This window comes from Gorillibacterium sp. sgz306347 (assembly GCF_059735245.1).
On the sequence record NZ_JCAPET010000063.1, the window covers coordinates 1 to 23197 of the forward strand.

Genomic DNA, 23197 nt, shown 5'->3' on the forward strand with positions numbered 1-23197 from the left:
TTTTTTGGCATTTTACCCCATGTTAACTTCTTTGCAAGTCTACTGAAATATAAGTGCCTTTTTGCAGCTATTCAGCCAAATTCCCCGGTTTCCGTCCGAATTAGGTGTATCTTTGCACTTATTACTGGATCTCCGTTGGCCCGAACAGCTTCAAGCAGACGAACCGGCGGGCAAAGTGCTCCGGTTGGCAGATGCCGGCAGCGCACGCATTTTCCGCCATTATCCGAGCACGAAAACGACCCGCAAGGGAGCCCACATCCTCCAGACAGACTGACCGGGAACCAACGAAATGAAAAAGAGCCGTGGAATCCCACGGCTCCAGTCAAACCCAGCGCAGGCAAGGTCCATGCCCGCTTAGTCGATCAGCCCCGCCGCCAGCAGCAGCTTGTGCACCAGCGCGGCGGCTTCGGCGGCGGTGAGCGTTTCGCGCGGCGCAAGCAGCTCGCCGGGACGCCCGGTCAGCACGCCGGTCCGCAGCGCGTCGGCAAAAGCGGCCTCCGCCCACGGAGCCGCGTCCGCACGATCGCGGTAGCCCGCAAGCGGGTCCGACGCTCCGCCTGCAAGCGGGTCCGACGCTCCGCCTGCAAGCGGGTCCAACGCTCCGCCTGCAAGCGGGTCCGACGCTCCGCCCGCAAGCGGGTCCGACGCTCCGCCTGCAAGCGGGCCCGACGCTCCGCCTGCAAGCGGGTCCGACGCTCCGCCCGGAGCGGCCGGAAGCGCGGCGGGCAGGCCGCCGAGGGACAAGGCCTTGGCGGCCATAACGACCGCCTCCTGCCGCGTAATGCCGGCATTCGGACGGAAGCGGCCGTCCGTATAACCGGCGGCGAGCCCGTAGTGAAGCGCGGCTCCGATGTCGCCGCCGCTTGCGGCCGCGCCGGAAACGTCGGGGAACGCCGCACCGCCGGCTTCCGGTTCGAGGCCCAGGCCGCGGGCCAGCAGGGACGCAAAGCCTGCGCGGGTTATCGCTGCGCGCGGGCCGGCGCCCGCCGCTTCCGGAAGAAGGATCAAGCGGGAGGCCAGCGCCTGCGCCGCTTCTCCGGACCAGTGGCCGGAAAAGGCCGGCAGCCGTACGTCATTGCGCACCAGGATGAAGTCGCCGTCCGCCAAGGTGCTGATCCCGGCGTATGCTTGCCCGCCGGCCTGCACAATACGTGTCGGCACCGGCCGCAGCGAGCCGTCCGCCAAGACGCGGACTGCCGTTACGGTACCTGCAGATGAACCGTCGGCAGGCAGCGCGGCTTGCAGTTGGACATAAGCGCCGAACGACGGAACAGACGCCGTCCGTGTCCCGTCCGTGCCCCGCACCGCAAAGGACAGCGGCTCTCCCGCGAGTGCGTAGCCGCCCCGGGCAGCCGCGCGTTCGGCCGCGGCGGCCTTATCCGGAGCAGGCGGGCCGGCCTCCACCTCCACTTGGAACGCCTCTGCGGAAGCGGCTCCCAAGCGCTCGGCTATATCGGCGAGCGCCACGAGGCGAACCGGCAGCGCAAACCCGGTGCTGCCCGCACGAAGCTCAAGAACGCCGGCCTTTTCCTGCAACAGCCTGATCGACCGGGCGTCCAGCCGGAGGATAACCGCGTCGGCTTCCGTTTCCGCCCCGGTCTCGATGGCAAGCCTTGCTCTGGCGGCAGCGTCCTTCAGCCGGGCTTCCAGCTTGCCTCCGTCAATCGCGACCGTCAGGATGGAGCGGCCTCCGTCATTCGAGAGCGAGGCGGTTCCGATGTCTGCCGGAGCCCCGCCAAGCTTGATCGTCAGGCCGTGAGTCGGTCCGGGAGCAGGCGGCGCGGGATACCAAGGCGAAGGAGGAGGCCCTTCTCCGCTTCCGGCAGCCTGCGGCACGCCGCTCACCTCGTTCGAGGCAGGTCCGGCCCCGGCGCCGTTCAGCGCCTTGACCGTAAAATAGTACGTCGTCCCGTTGGTCAAGCCGCCGGCTTCGTAAGCCTGCACCGAGCCGGGAACGGTCGCCGTTTCCGCTCCGTAAACGCCGGGAGTCGTGCTTTGATAGACGGCGTAAGCAACCGCGCCTTCCACCGGGTTCCACGACAAGCTGAGCTTAGCGACTCCCGCAGCGGGCGTAGCCAGTACGGGCGCGGCAGGCGGAACTGGCGTTTCCCCGCCGCTGCCAGGCGGTTCCTCTCCGCTTCCCGGCGGAGTCGGCCCCGGCTCTTCTCCGCCCGCATCCGGCGCGATCGGCGTCGCCGTCACTTCGTTGGACGGGCCGCCCGGCCCCGCGGCGTTGACGGCCCGCACGGTAAAGGAATACGCCGTCCCGTTGGTCAGGCCGCCCGCCTCATAGCTCCGCTCCGCCGCTGCGTCTACGGTATCAAAGGCGCTGCCGTAGCCGCCCGGAGTCAAGCTGCGGTACAGCTCATACCGCTCGCTTCCCGCCGACTCGCTCCAGCGGAGCGTCACTTTTCCGTCGCCGGCTTCCGCTTCGAGCACGGGAGCCAAAGGCGGCTCGAGCGCCTTGATCTGCTCTTCCGTCAGCGTAATGAGCTTGAACGCGACAATTTTCCCGGCAGGCTCGGTCTCATAAACCCCGATGTATTTGCGGACGGAGGCGTCCACGCCGGAAATGTCCGTGCCCGGCTCATACGGCAGCGGCGCCTCGCCGCCGGACGGCAAATCGGTCCACGCCTGGGGCACCGCCGGAGCCGAGTCGGAAACCCGAACCCACAGCCGGTTGTCCGCGCCGTATACGGCCGTTACCACCGTGCTCCCAACCATGCTCCCCGGAGCGGCGGAAGCCGTCAACTCAGGAGCCGGTTGCAATCTCAGCACCAGATGGAGGGTCGAGTCCTTCTGGATGTTATAGTCCGACAGCGTCCGGCCGTCTTCCAGCTGCTTGCCGGCAAAAATAAGCCGCTGCTGATCCGGCGGAATCCCTTCCTTGTCCTGAATTTTCGCCTTTACATTCTCAATGGAATCACTTGGCTCCACATCCAGGGTAATCGTCTTTCCCGTCAATGTCTTGACGTAGATGGCCATCGCGTATGCGGGCGAAGCAATGAATCCGGCGGCCAGCGCCAGAATGCATAAGACCGAGAGCAGCTTTTTCCCCATTCCGTTCCGCCTTCCCGGGTGCATTTTCCAATGTCGGGCAATGACCCGTTCGAATTATCAATAAATATACATTATCTTCTTATAATTATGATTATTCGTCAACGAAAACTCGGATAAAGGGTTCGCCTTTGAAAAAATTCAAAATTCCGCTCGCGGACACGCCGGTTTCGCCGATCACGCACTCGGGGAACTGCGCGCTGCTTTACTGAAACGGAGTGTCGAACTCCACCGCAAACGGATTGCGGATAATCGCGTTGTAGCCTTCCACAGTCAGGGTTATGACGCCGGAGAGCTTTGTTCCCCCGCTCAAAATCCATTCGGATGCGATGTACTGCTTCGCCAGATCCGATTCGTTTCCTCTCGTTCGAATCTCGTGCTGAACGCCTTGTGTATCCACGGCTTCCGTGAAATTCAGGCTGCTGCTTTGCAAAGGATCGGACGGATAGCCGAGGACGATGACCCGGTCGCCTCCTTCGGCGTCCATCTTCTCCAGCTTCATGCCCGGAGGACCCTGCAGCAGCTTGCCGGCGTCCAGGTCGATTTTTACCGTCCGGTCGGTATCCGCGAGAGCGCTCACCCCCGCTCCTTCAAACGTCAGTTTTTTCGGCCGGCTATAGTAGGCGCTCTCCATATAGTACGTAAACCCGCCGTCCGGCTCGTAGACGCCCGTCAGCCCCGACGAGGCGGTTGCCCAGGCGCGTCCCTTTTCGTCCCTGAGCCCGATGCCGGCCAGCCCGAACACGTGGAGCGGATTATCCGAAGGGTATTCCACCGTGAGCATCATGCGGGTGGGGTAATAGACGGCCCGTTTCAGAATAACCGTCTGCCCGCCTGTCGTGAACGTACGGTTGAGCTCCTGCTCCACCCGCATGCTGCGGAACTTCTCCCGGTCGATGGCAAACGAGACGTGATACGAGGCGTTTGAACCGGCTCCCTCCGCCGCATCATCCTTGCGAAAATCAAGCTCCACCCTGGCAGGGATGCTTCCCCCCGTGTCCATCAGGTTGATATCGACGGTACGGGATACGGAGGACGCGCCCGGCTCGGCAGGCGACCAGGACGACGAGACCCCGTAGCCTTCCTCGAGTCGTTTCCCCGCTTCGTCAAACAGCCGGGGCTCTGCCCGGTAGTAATCGCCGGGCAGCGGGTTTCCCGCCATTGCCTCCATGGTATAGAAGATGACGATTCGCGCTTCATCCGCGATCACTCCGTCCACGCGGAAGCGAATGCCGTCCCGCTCCTCCGAGGAGACCCCGACCTCCTGCAGCAAATCGTGATCGGCCGCCAGCTGCAAGCCTTGATCGCGGGACAAAAGCTCAACGATTCCCTCCATCCCGGGAATCCGGCTGACGTAGGAAGCGAATACCGGCGACACCCGCACGCCCCCGGCGAACAGCACCACAAGCATAACCGCGGCCGTCCAGGCGGCAACCCGCGACCGGCGCGCCCTCCGGCGGCGTCGTTTGGCCCGAAGCACGCCGGCCGTCACCGCTCCGTCCAAACCGGAGGGCAGAGGGATCGAACGGTATTCGGCCATCAGCTCCGGCAGGGACCTTGCGGCAGGACCGCGCCCGGCCGGATCGCCGGGTCGCGGAAAGACTTCGGCGTTTCCTTGCCCCTCCAAAGAAGGCCCAGTCGGAGCAGACGAGCCGCCTGCCGGCTCCGCAGGATGATTTTCTTTTTCACGCACGATGCCCTTCCCCCTCTCCCAAATGGCTGCGCAGCTGCCCCAGCGCCTTATGCAGCCGCGTTTTCACCGTTCCGTCCGGCAGCTCCAGAATCCGCGCGATCTCGGTCAGCGTATAGCCTTCAAAATACATCAGAATCACGACCCGCCGGTACTGCGGAGCGAGCCCTTCAATCGCGGCGGCCAAATCCGGGTCCGTCCCTTTATCCCAGACCGCCGCGTCGTAGTCGGCCAGCGGAGCGCCCGTCCGCGACCGGCGCCTGGTTTCGTCGGCGCAATAATTCAGGAGAATCCGCGTCATCCAGGTAAGGGCATGCCGCGGCTCCTTGAGCTTGCGGATTTTGAGGTACGCCCGGCACACCGTCTCCTGTACGGCCTCGAGCGCGTCCGCTTCATTCTTGAGATAAGCCCAGGCAATCCGGTACAGCCGCTCCTTGCAGGCGCCGGCCAGCTGCGCGAACGCTTCTTCATCCCCTTTTCGGGCCCTGGCGGCCCATTCCTCCATCTCCACGTTCGTCCCCCTGTTCCTCTCCTTTGCCATTAGACATTCCGGGGCGGCAATCGGTTTTCCTTTTTCCGAAAAAAATCTCCGGGTCCTTGGCTTATAATATCTCAACAGTTCGGCGATACCTCTTCATAGGTTTTGCCTATCGCCAATATCAAAAATCCGTCTTGGACAACAGCGCCGCAAACGGCCTATAGTAAAAAGAAACACCGGCGCGAATTCAACCTGCCCGATTCCAAAGGAGCCTGTCCCGTGATCCAGAGCGTTTTCTCCACTCTTTTGCACGTCATCATCCCTTTGCTTGTTCCCGTGTCCGCCGGGGCGCTTCTGGCCCGTTTTCGCGGGCTGGATACCAAACCGCTGCTGACGCTTTACTTGTACGTGCTGAGCCCGGCCATTATTTTCGATACGCTGCTGAACGCCGAAATTTCCGCCGCCGACATCTCCGGCTCCATCGCTTTTGCCCTGCTCAATCTGGTTCTTCTCTGGGCGCTGGCACAGGGACTTTCCAAGGCGCTGAGACTGGACGCGCCGCAAACGGCGGGGCTCACCCTGGTGTCCACCTTCACCAACAGCGTCAATTACGGGCTTCCGCTGGTGCTGCTTGCGTTCGGCCAAGCCGGACTGGACAAGGCTTCCGTTTACGTCGTGTCGCAAATGGTGATTGTCAACACCCTCGGCATTTACTTCTCGGCCCGCTCTCACTTCTCGATGAAAAACGCCGTCAAATCCGTGTTCTCGCTGCCGGCGATCTACGCCGCCCTGCTCGCCATTCTGCTTCGCGTCACAGGCCTTGGGCTCCCGGAGGATGTGGCGCAGGGCGTTTCCCTTGTGGCGGCCGCCTATTCGCCCGTCGTGCTGATCGTGCTCGGCGCGCAAATCGTCAAGGTCGGATCGCCGGAGGCCAAAACCGTGCCGCGCTCCCTGTTTTGGACCGGGGTCACGGTGCGGCTGGCGCTTTCCCCGCTGATCGCGCTTTTGGCGCTCGTCCTGCTCGGGATCGAGGGCACGCTGTTCTCCGTGCTGTTTACCCTGGCCTGCATGCCGGTCGCCGTGAACAGCGTCGTGCTGGCGGAACGGTTTTCCGCCTCGCCCGCGTTTGTGTCCAAGTGCATTGTCTGGACCACGCTGGCGTCCTTCTTCGTTTTGCCCGTCCTGATCGTGCTGGAAGGGTAGAAGTCTCATCAAAAACCGGAGCGGACAAGGCTGAAATGCCATTGTCCGCTCCGGTTTTGCTTGCCGCTCTCCGCCGTCTTCCCCGGAAGCCGCCGTTCTTTTTTTCGTCAAATCACTTTATGCCGGTACCATTTATCCCCGCGCAGCCGCCACAGGAAAATCGCCCCGCGCACGCCCCATTCGCAGTTCATCGCCAGCCAGACGCCGAGGATGCCCATATCCAGAACAATGCCCAGCACGTAGCCGAAAATCACGCGAAACAGCCACATAGTAAGCATGGCGGTGACGGATGTAAAGCGGGAGTCACCCGCCGCCCGGAGCGCCGCCGGGGTGATGAAGCTGATCGACCACAGCGGAATTTGCGCGAGCGTATTAATCAGCACGATGACAAAGATATCGTGGACAATCTCAGCCGGAGGATGGAACAGCCCGACAATCGGCCCGAAAAACGGCATGATCAGCACGCCCATCACCGCATACGAAAGCGAGGACGCCCACAGGAACGATTTGATAAACTTGCGCGCATCCGCTACGTTCTCCCGGCCCATGCACTGCCCGACCACGGTGATGATCGTAAGCGACAGCGCATTGGCCGGAATCTGAAACAACAGGGACAGCGAGGAGCTGATTGCATTCGTGGCGATGGCGTAAGTGCCCATGCTGACGATAAAGACCTGGGTCAGCAGCTTGCCCCCATTGAAGAACATCTGCTCCGCCGCAAAAGGCAGCCCGATGAACAAAATCCGCTTCAGCATGTCCATCTGCACCCGGAGCAGGTCGCGCAACCGGATCAGCAGGGTGGCGTCCATACGAAGCAGGTAAAAAATCGCGCAGAGCGCCGCCGCATAACGGGAGGCGTTCACGGCAATGGTCATGCCCAGCACGCCCATATCCAGCAGATAAATAAAAATCACGTTCAAAACGACGTAGGTAAGGTTCATAATCAACGATAGCATCAGCGAAGCCCGGGTTTTCCCGATCCCCCGCATGGCCCCGCAGACCGCCTCGACAATCGCGATGCCGAGGAACGAAAGCCCGCTTCCGTTCAGATAAATCTTCGCATTGGCGAGCACCGCCGGATCGGCCGAGCCGAACAAAGCACCGAGCAGCGGGTTATGGAACAGGATGACCACAAGACCGATCGCGAGCGCAAACAGGGAGACAGACGATACCGTTCCGGCCGCCGCACGGGACACCATCTGCCGGTCGCCGCGTCCTTTGTATTGAGCAACCACCACCGTCCCCCCGGTGGACACGGCGATAAAAACGTTGATCAGAAAAAGGTTCAGCGAATCGATGATGTTGACCGCGCTGACCGCATCCACGCCGGACGAGCTGATCATGGCGGTGTTTACCACATTGAGGCCGACAATAAAAGCCTGATCGATCAAAAGCGGAAGGAAAAGCGCGATTATCTGGCGATAGTCCATGGACTCCCCGGTAAAATGCTTATCCAGCAAACCGTTCCAAAATCCCTTTGCACGAAGCCGTACAGCAGGCTGTCCCACGTCATCACATTCTTTTCTGTATAGGTTACCTTGCACAATGATCGGTAAAAAAGAAAAAACTCTTCCGGCGAAGAGTTTTCTGGATGGGCCCCTATCGGGTCGCAAACCGGACTTCCTCTTTGCGCGTCGCGCAAAAACGGACGCGCCTTTCCCGCCTGGCGTTCAGGCGCCGCGTTTGCACTGCTCGAGAGTAGCACCGGGCCGCATGCACTGTCAACGGGTTCGGCGGGACGTTCACAATGTTGTTAAAAATTTCTTATCACATTTCAAAATTTATTCTATCACCCTTTCGGGAAACGTTCCGTTAACCGATACTGCGGGTTTTTGCGGATTTCTTCTGCGGCTTCGTGTACCGCATCCGGGTTACTCCGGCCGGTCTCCAGCAGATGGGCGGGACTCACGCGTGCTTCCACAAAGTATACGGTTGGCATGCTCGCATTCTCCTCTCTTGTCCGGCACCCTGAGGCGGCCGAAAAAACGAAGCCGCCCGGGCCGCCGCTTCCACGGCAGCCAAGGCGGCTCTTTCTTCCTCCGGCGGCTCAGCAGCCTGTGCCGTTCCCCGGCTGCTTTCCGTCCGCGCCCTTGCGGAACTTGAAGAACGCCCAAACCGTCAGGAAAAGCAGGAAGCCCAGGCAAACGCCGATGCTGATCCGGTTGTCCGGGTCAACCACGAAAACAACGGCGATCGCGGCCAATACGCAGGCCGTCAGGCCGGTGATGTACGGGAAGCCCCATACCCGGAAGCTCGGGGCGAGCGGGTAGCTCTTGCGCAGTTTCATTTGTGCCAGGCAGATGACAACCCAGACAATCAGCACCACGAAGCCGGGGACCGCCATAAGCAGCGGGAACAGCCGCTCCTGGGCCGGGTAAGCGAGCAGCGCGCCGAGGATAAGAATGACGGCGCAGAGCTTGAGGCTGTTTACGGGGACGCTCCGTTTGGACAGCCTGGCGAGCGCGCCCGGCGCTTCTCCGGCGGCCGCCATCGAGTGCAGCATCCGCGTCGCTCCGTAAATGCCCGAGTTGGCCGCTGACAGCACGGCGATGATCAGGATCGCATTCATGATATGCGCCGAGCCCTGAAGCCCGGTGGCGGACAGCACCTGAACGAACGGGCTGCTCTGTCCGTCGATCTGGTCCCACGGCACCAAACCGCAGATGACGAGAATCGGCAGCGTGTAGAACAGCACCACGCGAAGAATGAAATTCTTGACGACCCTGGGCAGCACCTTGCCCGCGTTTTCGGTTTCCGTCAGCGTCAGGCCGATCAGCTCCGAGCCGCCGTAGGAGAACGTGACCACCAGAAGCGACGAGAAGATCGCCGTCCACCCGTTCGGGAAAAAGCCGCCGTTCCCGGTGTAATTGGACAAGTAAGGCGTGTCCCCATCCGGGATGATTCCGAACAGCAAGAACCCGCCCAGCACGATAAACACGAGGATCATCAAAATTTTCAGCCCCGCCAGCCAAAACTCCATCTCCCCAAAGCCGTCCACGCTCATCAGGTTGATGGCGAGCACAACGAGGGCGCTCGCCAAACTAAGCAGCCAGAGCGGAACCTCCGGCAGCCAGTATTGCAGAAAGCTCCCGGCCGCGATGATTTCAATCACGCACACGGACAGCCACATGAAGCAGTAAAGCCAGCCGACGACGAAGGAAATCCGTTCCCCAAACGCCCGGCGGATGAAATCCTTCATGTTCTGCTGCGGGTAGACGGTCGCCATCTCGGCGATGCAGCCCATAACCACCAGCAGCAGCAGTCCTGCAAACGCATACGAAAAAACAACCCCCGGCCCCGCCAGGCTGATCGTCTCCGAGCTCCCCTTGAAAATCCCGGTGCCGATAACGCCCCCCATGGCCATAAAGCTGATGTGACGCGGCAGCAGCTTTTTCTGCAGCCCCGGCGCTCCCTTGGTTTCCACTTGCAAAGACCCCTTTTGTCTCTGGAATGGCGGCCTCCGTGGGCCGCTTGTATTCCTCCATCGTACACGAAATCCAGCGTTTGCGATATGAGAAAAATACGTTATCGCGCGGCAATTTTATCCGGTTGGAAAGCGGCAGTAGATCATGATGCGAAAGAATGCGGACCCGCTCGAAGGCCTGAGCGGAGATTCCACTCAGGCGACATCCAACATTCCCGATAAACATGCACCCGCCGGGCAAGACCTCCATAAGTTGATAGGGTCAAACGCCCAGATCCGCAAAGGAGTGAATGCAATGTTTTTCCATATCAAAGAGCTGCAGTACCAGGCAAAGCCTGAAAGACCGGACCCGGTATATGCCAAAAAGCTTCAAGAAGCTTTAGGGGGACAGTTTGGAGAAATCACCGTGGCCATGCAGTATCTGTTTCAGGGCTGGAATACACGGGGGGACGGCAAATACAGGGATTTGTTAATGGACACCGGCACGGAGGAGCTGGCGCACATTGAAATGCTTGCGACCATGATCGCCCGTTTGCTGGATAACGCGCCGGTCGGCGATCTGGAGCAGGCGGCCAAAAATCCCGTTCTCGCTGCTGTTTTGGGCGGGATGAACCCTCAGCATGCCATCGTATCCGGTCTTGGCGCCATGCCGACCGACAGCGTGGGGTATCCCTGGAACGCGAAGTACACCATAGCAAGCGGAAACCTGCTCGCGGATTTCCGGGCAAACCTGAACGCGGAGTCCCAGGGAAGACTGCAGGTGGCGCGTCTCTATGAAATGACGACAGACCGGGGCGTCAAGGATATGCTCGCCTGGCTTCTCGCAAGGGACACCATGCACCAAAATCAGTGGCTGGCCGCTATTGCCGAACTGGAACAAATGGAAGGCAAGGTTGTACCAAGCACATTCCCGCGAAGCCTGCAAAAGGAGCAGGTTGCCTACACCTTGTTCAATTTTTCTCGCGGCAACGAGAGTGCAACCGGCCGTTGGGCTCATGGGCCCAGTATGGATGGATGCGGAACATTCAATTACGTGGCCAATCCGCAACCGCTGGCACCCGAGCCTCATCTGCCACCCGCACCGCCGTATATTTTTGATACTCCCCCCGGCGTTGTTTCGGGCAAAGGTCCGGCTATCCCTCCTTGCTACTAATGCTTTTTCGATCAATGGCAGGTTGAAGCGGGCAAAAACATCCGCATCCGCCGTTTCCTTCTCCCCCTGCGGGAACTATTGATCCCAAGCCCGCGCAAGACGGGCGAAGCAAAGCCCTTGCCTGCAGGAGAACGGGGGGCCGCCGCCCTGAATAAAACTCGCGAATGCTTCGGAACCTCCGGGCGGCTGCTCTGCCTTTAGCCATGGCGTTTTGATAGGCCCCAAAAAAAGAGTCCGGAAACTGTAACGGTTGCCACAGAGGCTATTTGCCCAAAAAGAGGCTGTGAAAAACTGTAACGGTTGCCACAGGGCTTATTTTCGTTTTTTCCATCCGATTCCGCCCGTTTTCCCCCAAATAAGCGTTGTGGCAACCGTTAGAATTTGAAAAGGCCCTTTTTGGCGCGAATAAGCGCTGTGGCAACCGTTAGCCGCCCATGTCCCGCCGGATCAGCAAAGAAGTGAAAACCGAAACGAGGAGTTGTATAATTATGGAGGAAAAATAGTTAGGCTTCCGCAGAAGGATGAGGTTTACAAAAGGAGAGAAGCACATGCTCATTGCAGCCTGGTACCTGTTTGCTATCGCTGCTTTTACCGTTGGGCACCGATTCGAAGCGGACCTTTCCGCTATCTACCTGTCCGGCGGCGTCATTCTGCTGCTTCTCGCCATGATCCTGGACCGGACGCTCGCAAGCGGAAGTCAGACGCGTGCGAATTTTTATATTGACCGGGCGCTTAAAGGCGACCGGGCGCACCAGGAGGACGCGCGAAGGCAAAAGGCCGTCCATGTGCTGCTTCTGCTTGCGGTGCCTCTGCTTGCGCTTCCCGCCGTCTCTTATTTCACGGCATAAAAGAACCCGGCATGCTTTGCGCTGCCGGGCGGAAACCTTAAGAGCTGCTAACGCAGCGAGCCTCAAGGTTTATTGCAGACAATTTCGTATTTGATGCCTTCGATATCCTTAAAGAAAATGGCGTAGTAGTTCGTGCTGTACTCCGTAAACAGCTTGGGCTTGTTCAACAGGTTCGCCCCAATCTTGTCCAGCTCCGTATAAAGCCGGTCCACCTCTTCCCGGGATTCCGCTTTAAAGGCCAAATGATGCAGCGCCCCCGGTTTTCTGCGATGGATGGCGTCATCTTTAAACGCTTTTCTTGGCGAAGTGATTGCAAAAGCCAGTAAAGGATGTGTATATTCAACGACATAAAAATCATGTTCTTCTATAAACGCGCTCACTTTGTTTCGGATATCGAATCCCAGAAGCGGCAGAAATTTATCATAGAAAGGCTCCGCTGCTTCCATATCTTTCACCGTTATCTGGATGTGATCAATAACCGGCTCCAAAATCCCCCTTCCCCCTTTCCACGTTTTTTCAGCTTGCCGCCTTGCTTCAGCCTCATGGGTCATATCATGTACTGTACCTATTTTTTGCAAGCAACTCCCACTTCTTCACTTATGAAAATAACCCGGCACACCTCGCGTTACCGGGCGGGAAGCTTCAAAGAACGGCTGATGTAACGGTCTTTGTTTTCGGTGACAAAATCGACAAAACACCTCACGGCGGTGGACGCTTGTTTCCGGTTCCGCAGGGCCATGCCGATTTTCCGGGTAAAGCCCGGCTCGGTGTCTTTTACAACAATGCGGTAAGGGTTCCGCAACAACACGAGCTCCGCCAGCATGCTGATGCCCAGTCCGTTCTCCACCATGGACATGACGGTGTAGTCGTCGTCAATGCGGTATTCAATGTTGGGTTTCCCGATGGTTTTCCGAAAAAGCTCCAAAACCTCCCGCCTCGTGCCTTCCTCCAGCAGAATGACGGGTTCTTCTTCAAACAGGCTGAGCGGTACGCTTTCAGCATTGGCGTACCGGTGATCTGCCGGAAGCACGGCCAGCAAGCGGTCCTGGCAAACGGGAATCACCTCAAACTCCTTCACGGTGGGCAGGTCCACAAACCCGAAGTCCACGGTTCCGTCCGCTACCCATTCTTCTATTTGGCGGTACCCTCCCTGGTGCAGCTCAAACCGGATGTTCGGATGCCGGGCCTTGAAGTCCTTCAGCAATGGCGAAAGCAGGTGGCAGGACACGCTGGAAAAGGTACCGATCCGGACCAGTCCGCTTTCCACGCCGTGCAGCTCGGAAACCCTGTCCGATAATTCGAGGTGTCCGCTGCTCAGCTGACGGATATAAGGCAGCAGCTGCTCCCCCTCCGAGGTAAGCCCGACGCCCGCATGGCTGCGGTTCAGCAGCTTCAGCCCCAGCTCGTTCTCCAGCGACAAAATAATCTGGCTCACCGCCGATTGGGAGTAGCTGCAATACTCCGCCGCGCGGGACAAGCTGCCCAGCTCCACCACTTTTATAAACACTTCGTATTTGGACCGTTTCATGCCGCGCCCCCATAAGAAACCTTCATGTTCTGCATTACAAATATTCGCTTTTCTTATATACTGCCTTTGCTTAGGATAGGAGTCAAGACATCGGAACGACAGGCGGGCGGAAGGCATGACGCAAAAGAAAGCCAATCTTATTCTGGCGACGGTATCCCTGGCGTGGGGACTGTCCTATTTGTTTATGAAGCTCGGAGCGGAAGGCATTCCCCCTTTTCAAATGGTGGCGATGCGTTGCGGGCTAGCGTTTCTGGCCACGGCCCTCTTGTTCTTCCCCTCCGTCAAAAAGACCGACGCCAAAACCCTGCGCTACGCCGCCATCTGCGGAGCCTTGCTGTGCGGGGTATTTGTCACGTTAATGTACGGCATCAAAACAACCTCCGCCTCCTCGGCGGGCTTCTTAACCAGCACGACCGTCATTTTCGTGCCTCTTCTGCAATCGGTTCTGACACGCAAACCTCCGTCTCTCAAAATTGTACTGGGCACCGCCGTCGTCACCGCTGGCTTGTTTCTGCTCACCGGCGGCGCGTTTGCGCTGGATGCCGGGTCGGCGTTATGTTTGGCTGCAGCTGTTTTTTATGCGGTCCATATCGTACTCACGAATCGCTTTGTGCGCCGCACGGACGCGCTTCGGCTTGGCATCTTCCAGCTTGGTTTTGCCGCCCTCTATGCGGGGCTTGGAAGCCTCGCCCTGGAGGAATGGGCGACGCCGGCCACGCCCGTTCAATGGACTGCGGTTCTCGGGCTGGCCTTCATCTGCGGCGCCTACGGCTTCGTCATGCAGGCGGTCGCGCAAAAACATACCACGGCCGAAAGCGTCGGATTTCTTTTTTCGCTGGAGCCGGTCTTCTCCGCCTTCTTCGCGTTTGTCTTCCTGAACGAAACGATGGGATGGCCGGGGTATACCGGAGCCGCTCTGATTCTATTGGGCGTGTTTGTTGCCAATCGGAAGGAAAACAGCGGTACGCGAATGGAAGCGGCTTTGCGGGAGCGGGCGACGAAGGCTTAGACGAGGGCTGGTCCGTTTCCCAAGCCGCCCTTGCGGGACTTGAGAGAATGCGGAACGCAATAGCGGGCTATCGAACGCTTAGGATTAAACTGGAACCTTTTTATGAACTTTGCATGCCTGATCTTTTTCTGGAAAATCCGTTATTCGTTATTCTTCCTCGCGGCCCTGCCTTCGGTCTTCCTCCCGGCCGATGACCTTAAGCCGTCCGGCCAGCATTCCCTTTTCATACCGAAGGTGGAGCAGCTCCGTCCGCAAATCCTGCTCGATGGTATGCACCGCGCTTAAAATCTCCTCTCCGATTCCCTTTCCCGGCTCCTCTTGCTGCGTCAGTTAATCCAAAATCGCCCAGGAGCAGCCCTCGCACCGCTTGATCTTGCCGACGAGTTCCTTCTCTTCGTCCACCAGCTTCTCGTAACACGCGAGCAGGTCCATCGTTCGATCAACTCCGATTATTTTGAATAATTACGCATATGCGTACCAACCCTAATTTCATTATATGTTACGCTTTTGCGTATAGTCAATAACTAACATTCAACAACTAACGGTGATAACGATGGCAAAACGAGTTGTAGTACGCATCGGCGAATTAACGAAAAAGCATAAACTTTCCTTACGCGAGCTTTCCAACTTATCCGATGTCCGTCATGCTGCGCTGAGCGAATTGTCGAATGGAAAAAGAGAAAGCATCAGCTTCCGCCATATTGAACGGATTGCTAATGCGTTGAAGGTTAAGGATATCCGCGACATTATCGATCTTGTGGAAACGGAAGAGGACTAATCGCAGTCCAAGGAATACAGCGCATTTCTTTTCCTTAAAATACCATGGTATAATTCAGCCAGGAGTAATGATTTGTCTTCTTTTTGCCGTATACTTAAAAAGGGCCTCTGCCGTTGACGCGGCAAAGGCCCTTAGGACCCGAAAGGCTGTGGACCACCACGGCGCGCAGGAGCATAAAGCCCAAGCAAAACCCACCGTTAGGCTGCCAACCTATTCAGCGGTGGGTTTTTCGCTTGTTCGCGATCTTCCGACGCACGGTGCACCCCCACAAAGGTTGTTCTTTCTGGGACGGCCCCGTTTGCTTTACTCATCCTGCCATTTGCCTCTGCTTTCTTAACTGAGTTTACTGAGTAGGGAACGGCTGCGGGGCCACACGAATGATTGATCAGGGAAGGCCATAGCAAATAGGTGCAAAGCGATACTTATTTCCAATGACTTTCGCTCCCATCGCGAAATAATTTCATACACGCACTTATTTCCTGCAAAAAAAGCGATATCCGGCGAAAATGAGAGAAATAATTGCCTCTGTGCATCTATTTAGCCGAAAGTAGCAAATAACAGCCGGTTTAGTTGCTTTTTTGCACTTCCTTCCCCACCCTGTGAGCGAAAACCCTCTCTCCGCCGAGCACCAGTTCAAACCGGGTCCCCCCCTGCTTGTTATCCAGCAGCAGCTCGCCGCCGTGCAGCTCCGCGATCTGCCGGGCGATGGCCAGTCCGAGCCCGGAGCCCCCGTCTTCCCGCCGTGCGGCGTCCCCCCGGACAAACGGATCGAACACCGCGGTTATCAACTCGTCCGGGATGCCGACGCCGTTATCCGCCACAACAAGCGTAAGCCGCCCCTCCGATTCTTTAAGCTGAACCGCAGCCTTTGTGCCCGGCGGGTTATGCTTCAAGGCGTTGGCCAGCAGATTGCCAATCGCCCGCCGCAGCAAATTCGGATCGCATTCCGCCCAAACTTCCTCCCCCGGAATGTCCGCCTCCAGACTGAATCCTTTTTTCTCAAAAGGCTCATAAAAATCGGCCGCCATCTCCCTCAGCAGCTCAGCTGCATCCGTCCGCTCCACGACGAGCGGATAATCCGGACGGTCCAGCTTGGACAGCTGAAAAATCTGGTCGATCAGCGCCGTGACCTGTGTCGCTTTGGTGTAGATCAGCTGAAGGTAGCGGTCCTTCTTCTCCTCATTCTCCTGCATGCCCAGCTCCAGCGCCTTCGCGTAACCCTGAATCGTCGTGATGGGCGTCTTCAGATCATGGGACAGGTCAGCCAGCATCCGCCGTTTGCCTTCCTCCAGCCTTCGGTTCTCCGCCTCCGCCCGCTCCAGCGACGCCGCCATCTCGTTAAAATGCTGCTGAATAACCGAAAACTCGTACCCGGCGGCAACGTCCAGCCGTTCGCTGTATCGCCCCTCCCCCATCCGCCGGATGGCGGACGCAAGCTGCTCCAGAGGGCCGGTAATCCGTTTGGCGGTCCACAGGCTGTACAAAAGGCTGCACGCGCCGAACAAAGCCAGGAACAAAAGCAGCCCAGGCAGCTTCACCTCAATGGTCCGGCTGTCCATATCCAGCGCCAAGCCAAGAAAAGCCAGAATCACCGCGCCCGACAAAACCGCCACTCCGACAAAGGACTTAAACAACGCGTAAAACAGCTTGTCCTTGTTCACCGGCCTTCCCCCTTCTTGGCAAACTTGTAGCCCAGCCCGCGGATGGTATGGAGATAGACCGGCTGCCGGGGCGAATCCTCGATTTTTTCGCGCAGCCTGGAGATATGAACCATCACGGTATTGGCATCCTCGTAATAGGGATCGGCCCAAACCTGCTCAAACAATTGTTTTTTGGTAAAAACGCGTCCCGGAGCCCCCATTAGCGTTGTAAGCAGCTTGTACTCCATCGCCGTCAGTGAAATCTCCTGTCCGTTCTTGTACAGCATGCAGTTTCGATGGTTAAGCCTCAACTCCCCGTTCACCGTATCCTCCGCCTGACTCGGCTCCGGCCGGGCAGGCGCGCTGAACTCGTAACTCCGCCGCAGCATGGCCTGGATGCGGGCTACGACCTCCAGCGGATTAAAGGGCTTCGAAATAAAATCATCGGCGCCTATTTGCAGGCCCATGATTTTGTCGTCGTCCTGATTTCTGGCGGACAGCATAATGACGGGCAGCTTGTATTCGGTGCGCAGGAGCTTCAACAGCTGGATGCCGTCCAGCTCCGGCATCATAATATCCAACACCGCAAGGTCGATTTTTTCGCGTTTGATGCAGCCCCACGCCTCTGCGCCGTTATAGGCTTCCACGACACGTATGTCTTCCTTAGTAAGAAACAACCCCAGCAGTTCGACGATCTCCCGGTTGTCGTCCACGAGCAATACCGTTCTTTGCACAAACCGGCCTCCTGTTCCCCGCTTCTTTCTTCCAGTTTATCATGCCGGACGCCGGCTCTCGCCGATTTAAGATGAATTTAAGATTGGCGACAGGGTGACGAAAGACGGCCCGGTTATGCTGGCCAAAGAAAGAACACAGAACTTGTAGCAGGAGGTGGGACGGGATGAAACGCAGCTGCACGATGATCGCCCTGCTGGTTCTTCTCGTAAATGCGACAGGAGGATGGTTTCCCGACGCGGCGGCGGCCGCCGGGGAAGGGCTCTCTTCCGCCCGGCTGGAGCAAACCCTGGACGCCGTTGTTAACGAAGCGATGACGGAGGGCCACATTCCGGGAACCGCTGTTGTGGTTACCGTGGAGGACCGGATTCTTTTTCAAAAGGGGTATGGCTATGCGGATATCGAGCGGAGCATCCCGGTCGATCCGGAACGAACCGTCATGCCGGTCGGCTCGCTGACCAAAACCTTGACGGCTGCGGCGGTCATGCAATTGAAGGAGCAGGGAAAAGTCTCCCTGGAGAAAGATATCAACGCCTACCTGACGGATTTCCAAATTCCTCTTTACTGGCACCAACCGATTACCTTGCAGCATTTGCTGACCCACACCGCCGGGCTGGATGAAGCGCTGTACGGGATCACCGCCGAAACTCCATCCCAAACGGTTCCTTTGGAAACGTACCTGAACCGGTATTACCGCAAGCAGCCGCCGGTTCGCACGCCCGGCACGGAATATGCCTACAGCAACGCCGGGCTCGGTACGGCCGCCTATGTCGTGGAAGAAGTATCCGGCAGCAGGCTGGAGAACTACCTGTCCCGGCACTTGTTCCAGCCGCTCGATATGCCGAGCGCAGCCCTTAACGCCCCGGAATCGCCGGATATGGCGCGTTCATACACGTATGTAAACGGAAGCTACCAGCCGCTCCCCCATTCGTACGTCAATTTGCCCGGCGCGGGCGGCGCAAGCGTCGTGCCTGCAGAATGGGCGCATTTCATGATCGCCCAGTTGAACGGAGGCAGCTACCAAGGGAAGCAAATTCTCGCCCCAGGTTCCGTCGAGGAAATGCAGGCAAGCCACTTTTCGGAGCATCCCGATGTGGAAGGCGTGGGGTACGGCTTTTTTCGCAACCGGCTGAAAAGCGGGCTGCTCGCCGTTTCGCATACGGGCGATGTGGACGGCTTTTCGGCTAAAATGGAGCTGCTCCCTTCCCAAAATATCGGCATCCTCGTCATTGCCAACGCCGCCGGGGGGCCCGGTCTTTCTATTCACGACAAGGTGGCGGCCGCCGTTTACAGCCTGCTCCCCGAAGCCAAAGCCGGAATTCAACCCGCGCAGCCCGCAGGGGCTCATGCGGAGAATCCGGCACCGTACGAACGAACCTATACGATGAATCTGGGCCCCCTGCAAGGGTGGGGAAAGTGGTACCGGTTTCTCGGAGTGAAGAATTACGAGGTGAAAGGCTCGGGGGACGCGCTGGTCATCACGGGTGTCTTTCCCGGAGGCTCCGGGGAGGCCGAGGGCAGAGTCTATCGCCCCGTAAGCGAGGGGTTGTTCCAGGATCGGGACCGCGAGGATACCGTTTCGTTCCGTCAGGAAAAAGTGGTCTGGAAGCTGACGTTCACCCAGGGCGTCACCATCGCGGAAAAACCGCCCTGGTGGCGGCACCCCGGCACCGCTTTTGCCGCCTATGCCGCCATCGGCCTGTTTTGGGTCCTCTTGTTTTTGACCGGCGTCTTCCGTTATTTGCTGCGGCTCATCCGGAGGGAAAAGCAGCCTGCGCCCGGTCCGGCGGCATGGATCGCCACCCTGTTCACCGTGTACTTGATCGGGCAGCTGCTGTATGGCAATTCGGGTGTTTTTCAGCGAGGGTATCCGGCATGGTATGCCTGGGGCTTCTCTTCTCTTCCTTTTCTCGCGTTGGCGGGGGCCGCCGCCCTGGGAGTCAAGGCCTTCCGGCTTTGGAAATCCGGTACGGAAAAGCGGCTGGTCCCTGTTATTTGCTCTTGGGCGGCGATCCTTCTGTGCCTGGTTTCTACCGCCTTTTTATTCTATTGGAACATGCTTTCGATCCATTATTCCTAAAAGCCCGGAGGCGGGTTGATCCCTGGCAGGTGCCATGATGATCTTAAATATACATTGAATAGAACCTGGTCAGATATTTCCGTATAATGGTAATCGGGAGCAGATGCGTCAATTGCCAAGCCGAGACGGGAATAGGGGGAGCCAAATGAACAAGCGGAGATTTGGAGCGGTTCTTTTTGTTGCAGCGATTCTGATCGGCGTCACGGCAGCAACCGTGTTTTACGCATCTCACAAAAGCAAGGACCCCAAAATGTTAATCGAAAACTCGTTATCCAAATCGTACGGCCAAAAGCAACAAATTCGAATTTTTAGCACCACTGCGCTCTTTGATTATGAAATCATCGGATTCACTTATGGAGGCGAAGAAAGCAAATGCGGGTTTGCCGTGATCAAACCGGACGAACCCGATAAACTCGTGCACCTCAAAAAATTCGAAAAATTGGTAAAACGCGCCTTGGATGTCTATGTGGACCCTATCGAGTTGGACAACGAGAAAAAGGAACCGGTTCCCTTCCTGGCCATTCTCAGTTCTAATCCGAACCTGAGCGAAATAAAGCTAACGACGGAGGACGGGGTCACAGCCACCAAAGACATCGCCGCTCCCCTTTCTTTAACGCTAGTCGAGCTTCCAAACGAATCCTCCGCCATAGAATACGAGTTTTACGACCGTTCGGGTGAGCTTGTCCAATAACACCCGTAAACAGCAAAGAAGCACCGGATCGCCCGGTGCTTCCATCGTCACTGTACTTCTGTATGCCTTCCTTACACCACACCCTGCGCGATCATGGCATCCGCCACTTTCACGAAGCCGGCGATGTTCGCGCCGACCACCAGGTTGCCCGGATGGCCGTGCTCTTCGGCGGCCCGGACCGAGCTTTCGTAGATGTTTTTCATGATCGCGTGCAGCTTCCGGTCGACTTCCTCGAACGTCCAGGGCTGGCGCATGCTGTTTTGCGCCATTTCCAGCGCGGACACGGCGACGCCGCCGGCGTTTGCAGCCTTGGCCGGCCCAAACAGCACGCCTGCCTGCAGGAACACGTCGATCGCCTCCAGCGTGGAAGGCATGTTTGCGCCTTCGCCAACGGCTTTTACGCCGTTTTGCACCAGCAGCCGGGCCGCGGCCGCATCGATCTCGTTCTGCGTGGCGCTCGGAAGCGCGATGTCGCAGGGGATGCTCCAGATGCCGCCGCAGCCTTCATGATACGTGGCCTCCGGGTGCTCCAGCACGTAATCCTGGATGCGCCGGAATTCCTGTTCCTTCAGGCGGCGGACCGTTTCCAGCCGGATGCCGGCCGGATCGTGAATGTAGCCGCCCGAGTCGCTGCACGCCACGACTTTTGCGCCGAGCTGCGCGGCTTTTTGCATCGCGTAAATCGCCACGTTGCCGGAGCCGGACACCACGACGGTTTGGCCTTCGAAGCTGCGTCCTGCCGCCTGCAGCATCTCATTGACAAAATAGACGCAGCCGTAGCCCGTCGCTTCCGTGCGGGCCAGGCTGCCGCCGTAGCCGACGCCTTTGCCGGTCAGCACGCCCGCTTCATGCGCGCCGCGAATCCGCTTGTACTGGCCGAACAGGTAGCCGATTTCCCGGCCGCCTACGCCGATATCGCCCGCGGGCACGTCGGTGTCCTGGCCGATATACTTGCACAGCTCCGTCATGAAGCTTTGGCAGAACCGCATGATTTCACGGTCGGATTTCCCCTTCGGGTCAAAATCGGAGCCGCCCTTGCCGCCGCCGATCGGCTGGCCGGTCAAGGAGTTCTTGAACACCTGCTCAAACCCGAGGAACTTGATGATGCTCGCATTGACGGACGGATGGAACCGCAGCCCGCCTTTGTACGGCCCGATGGCGCTGTTGAACTGCACCCGGAAGCCCCGGTTCACCTGCGTCACGCCCTGGTCGTCCACCCACGGAACGCGGAAGTGTACCAGCCGCTCGGGCTCGACGATCCGTTCCAGAATAGCATGCTCCCGGTACTTCGGCTGCCGGGCCAAAACCGGAACCAGCGATTCCACAATTTCTTTTACCGCCTGATGAAACTCGCTTTCGTGCGGATTCCGCCGAACCACGGTTTCGTATACGGCCTGCGCGTACTCTCTTGCCTTCGCTTCATTTACCGCCGGATCGGCCATCTCTTCAACCACCCTTTTTTGCTGTCGTCTTTGCCAGGTTCAAAGCCCGGTATCTTGGTTTTACCGTTTTCCGCGCCAAAGAGCAACCTTCTCCGATAAAAAAAACGCCCCGTCCTCATGATGGTTTCCAACAATCCGCAAGTTTACCCTTGCCTCTCCGACACTCCCGTTCCGGTTTTTTCCTTTGGCTTCCAACCGCCTGTTTGTACGGAGGGAGAAATTTCGTCCTGCGCCCGCGATCTGGTATACTGGATTTGGAATATTTCGCCTGCGGCGAAACACAAACGATACAGACGTGCAGCGGAGAGGGGAAAAACATGAACCGAAAGCTTGTGGCAGCCATTTTACTGCTCGTGGCCGTGGGAATGCTCGTGGCGTTCAACCGGATCAACATCGGGAAAGCGGACGAAGCGAACGAACCGGTCAAACAGGAATTCATCGCATACTTGGAGAAAACACATAACTTGCAGATTGCGGATGGAGACGTTTTTCAAGAGGACCGCAAGGAACTGACCCACGGAGTGGATGCCGGGGATTGGATCGGCGTCTTTTATGACAAGCGAGATCCCGGTTTGGGCATTCAAATCAAGAAGACCAAGGACGGCATCGAGGATTATTTCAGCCCCGACCTGTTCGCGTTTCGCCAGGAGCTTTACCAGCTGATGGAGCATCACAAGCCGGGCAATCCGCTGAACCCGTTCATCAGCGTCATTCCGGAACACATCATGGGACCGTCGGATGTTTTTCCGGCCGCCCTCGGCCTGCGGTTGGGCATCCTGCGCGACAGCTTCGACCGGGACAAGGAAATGGAAAGCGACTACGCGCTTGCCAAGGCCGTATACGAACGGACCCGGCAATATGTGAACGCGCATAAAATCAACACGGAGGACATCCGTTCCTTTTACGTAGACATCGCCTATTACACCGAGCGAAAGTCCTTCGATCTCGAAAAGCTGGTGAACTGGACGAAGAAAAAAGGTTACTTCGGAACCAACGCGGGGTATTTCGGCAATGAGCTCTATCGGGCTGTGGCCTGGGGATACAAAGCCTCCAAGCTGCCCGGAAAGGAATTCAAATACGAAGTGACCGATCCGGTGGACCCGGCCAGCGGACAGTTCATCTCCTTCGAGGAGTACAAGAAGCAGGTCAAAGAATCGGAGGATGTTTTCTGGAAGGACTAGGCAGCTGTATTCGCACCAAAGAGAGGAAGCTCCGCCGCCGCGCGGAGCTTCTTTTTTGGGATGGCTTTGCTGCGCGCGGCGAGGCATGCATGGGTAACGGATGCCACAGAGGCTATTTGCCCGAAAAAGAGGGTTGCAAACTGTAACGGTTGCCACGGCGCTTATTTTCATTTTTTCGCTTGATTCCGCCCGTTTTTTTCGAATTAGGCGCTGTGGCAACCGTTAGCCACCCGTGCCCTGGCGGGCACCACAGAAAATGAAAA

General features: G+C 58.1%; 20 protein-coding genes. 8 read left to right on the forward strand and 12 right to left on the reverse strand.

Translation table 11 applies throughout. The features are described from left to right. Window positions 1–354 precede the first annotated feature (354 nt). From AC6I6H_RS20825 to AC6I6H_RS20835, 3 genes are all read right to left on the reverse strand, one after another. Window positions 355–3060, reverse strand: a complete 2706-nt coding sequence (locus AC6I6H_RS20825; RefSeq protein WP_497956292.1) for a ubiquitin-like protein — start codon at window positions 3058–3060, stop codon at window positions 355–357. Window positions 3061–3262: 202 nt separating this feature from the next. Then, window positions 3263–4750 carry a DUF4179 domain-containing protein gene (locus tag AC6I6H_RS20830; RefSeq protein WP_497956293.1) on the reverse strand — a complete coding sequence of 496 codons (1488 nt, stop codon included), beginning with the start codon at window positions 4748–4750 and terminating at the stop codon, window positions 3263–3265. Continuing rightward, window positions 4743–5252 (reverse strand): sigma-70 family RNA polymerase sigma factor, encoded by a 510-nt coding sequence (locus tag AC6I6H_RS20835; RefSeq protein ID WP_497956316.1) that lies wholly within the window; start codon window positions 5250–5252, stop codon window positions 4743–4745. The genes AC6I6H_RS20830 and AC6I6H_RS20835 overlap by 8 nt, the downstream gene beginning before the upstream one ends. Window positions 5253–5504: 252 nt before the next feature. Between AC6I6H_RS20835 and AC6I6H_RS20840 the strand changes: the two genes are divergently transcribed. Beyond that, window positions 5505–6428 carry an AEC family transporter gene (locus AC6I6H_RS20840; RefSeq protein ID WP_497956295.1) on the forward strand — a complete coding sequence of 308 codons (924 nt, stop codon included), beginning with the start codon at window positions 5505–5507 and terminating at the stop codon, window positions 6426–6428. A 107-nt stretch (window positions 6429–6535) separates the two neighbouring features. On the opposite strand, the gene AC6I6H_RS20845 is transcribed toward AC6I6H_RS20840, so the two are convergent. From AC6I6H_RS20845 to AC6I6H_RS20855, 3 genes are all read right to left on the reverse strand, one after another. Next, complete coding sequence (locus AC6I6H_RS20845) at window positions 6536–7936, reverse strand: MATE family efflux transporter (RefSeq protein ID WP_497956297.1); 1401 nt, start codon at window positions 7934–7936, stop codon at window positions 6536–6538. Window positions 7937–8217: 281 nt separating this feature from the next. Beyond that, window positions 8218–8367: a hypothetical protein gene (locus AC6I6H_RS20850; protein ID WP_497956298.1), complete on the reverse strand. Its 150-nt coding sequence runs from the start codon at window positions 8365–8367 to the stop codon at window positions 8218–8220. A 108-nt stretch (window positions 8368–8475) separates the two neighbouring features. After that, window positions 8476–9792: an amino acid permease gene (locus tag AC6I6H_RS20855; protein ID WP_497956317.1), complete on the reverse strand. Its 1317-nt coding sequence runs from the start codon at window positions 9790–9792 to the stop codon at window positions 8476–8478. 355 nt (window positions 9793–10147) lie between these two features. On the opposite strand from AC6I6H_RS20855, the gene AC6I6H_RS20860 reads away from it, so the two are divergent. Continuing rightward, on the forward strand, window positions 10148–11005 hold the full coding sequence (locus AC6I6H_RS20860) for a manganese catalase (protein ID WP_497956320.1): 858 nt from the start codon (window positions 10148–10150) through the stop codon (window positions 11003–11005). A 548-nt stretch (window positions 11006–11553) separates the two neighbouring features. Continuing rightward, complete coding sequence (locus tag AC6I6H_RS20865) at window positions 11554–11853, forward strand: hypothetical protein (RefSeq protein WP_497956299.1); 300 nt, start codon at window positions 11554–11556, stop codon at window positions 11851–11853. 62 nt (window positions 11854–11915) lie between these two features. Here the strand turns inward: AC6I6H_RS20865 and AC6I6H_RS20870 are convergent, their stop codons facing one another. After that, entirely contained in the window at window positions 11916–12431 is a 516-nt protein-coding gene (locus AC6I6H_RS20870; protein ID WP_497956301.1) for a VOC family protein, read from the reverse strand. 47 nt (window positions 12432–12478) lie between these two features. Next, entirely contained in the window at window positions 12479–13381 is a 903-nt protein-coding gene (locus AC6I6H_RS20875; protein ID WP_497956304.1) for a LysR family transcriptional regulator, read from the reverse strand. Between the two features lie 115 nt (window positions 13382–13496). Between AC6I6H_RS20875 and AC6I6H_RS20880 the strand changes: the two genes are divergently transcribed. After that, window positions 13497–14390 carry a DMT family transporter gene (locus AC6I6H_RS20880; RefSeq protein ID WP_497956305.1) on the forward strand — a complete coding sequence of 298 codons (894 nt, stop codon included), beginning with the start codon at window positions 13497–13499 and terminating at the stop codon, window positions 14388–14390. A gap of 147 nt (window positions 14391–14537) precedes the next feature. On the opposite strand, the gene AC6I6H_RS20885 is transcribed toward AC6I6H_RS20880, so the two are convergent. Continuing rightward, the gene (locus tag AC6I6H_RS20885; protein WP_497956306.1) at window positions 14538–14666 is read right to left on the reverse strand and encodes a hypothetical protein; all 129 of its coding nucleotides are present in this window, start codon (window positions 14664–14666) and stop codon (window positions 14538–14540) included. Window positions 14667–14943: 277 nt separating this feature from the next. Here AC6I6H_RS20885 and AC6I6H_RS20890 point away from each other — a divergent pair, with 277 nt between their 5' ends. Then, complete coding sequence (locus AC6I6H_RS20890; RefSeq protein ID WP_497956307.1) at window positions 14944–15168, forward strand: helix-turn-helix domain-containing protein; 225 nt, start codon at window positions 14944–14946, stop codon at window positions 15166–15168. A gap of 566 nt (window positions 15169–15734) precedes the next feature. Here AC6I6H_RS20890 and AC6I6H_RS20895 read toward each other — a convergent pair. Next, a complete protein-coding gene (locus AC6I6H_RS20895; RefSeq protein WP_497956308.1) occupies window positions 15735–16829 on the reverse strand; it encodes a sensor histidine kinase in 1095 nt (364 codons plus the stop codon). Next, window positions 16826–17542 (reverse strand): response regulator transcription factor, encoded by a 717-nt coding sequence (locus tag AC6I6H_RS20900; protein WP_497956310.1) that lies wholly within the window; start codon window positions 17540–17542, stop codon window positions 16826–16828. Before AC6I6H_RS20900 ends, AC6I6H_RS20895 begins: the two co-directional genes overlap by 4 nt. 164 nt (window positions 17543–17706) lie before the next feature. Here AC6I6H_RS20900 and AC6I6H_RS20905 point away from each other — a divergent pair, with 164 nt between their 5' ends. Both AC6I6H_RS20905 and AC6I6H_RS20910 read left to right on the forward strand, forming a co-directional pair. Then, entirely contained in the window at window positions 17707–19620 is a 1914-nt protein-coding gene (locus AC6I6H_RS20905) for a serine hydrolase domain-containing protein (protein WP_497956312.1), read from the forward strand. A 145-nt stretch (window positions 19621–19765) separates the two neighbouring features. Next, on the forward strand, window positions 19766–20311 hold the full coding sequence (locus AC6I6H_RS20910; protein ID WP_497956313.1) for a hypothetical protein: 546 nt from the start codon (window positions 19766–19768) through the stop codon (window positions 20309–20311). Between the two features lie 71 nt (window positions 20312–20382). Here the strand turns inward: AC6I6H_RS20910 and gdhA are convergent, their stop codons facing one another. Further along, window positions 20383–21753, reverse strand: coding sequence for an NADP-specific glutamate dehydrogenase (gene gdhA / locus AC6I6H_RS20915; protein ID WP_497956314.1), 1371 nt, complete (start codon window positions 21751–21753; stop codon window positions 20383–20385). Window positions 21754–22070: 317 nt separating this feature from the next. On the opposite strand from gdhA, the gene AC6I6H_RS20920 reads away from it, so the two are divergent. Beyond that, complete coding sequence (locus AC6I6H_RS20920) at window positions 22071–22934, forward strand: hypothetical protein (RefSeq protein ID WP_497956315.1); 864 nt, start codon at window positions 22071–22073, stop codon at window positions 22932–22934. The last annotated feature ends 263 nt before the right edge of the window (window positions 22935–23197 follow it).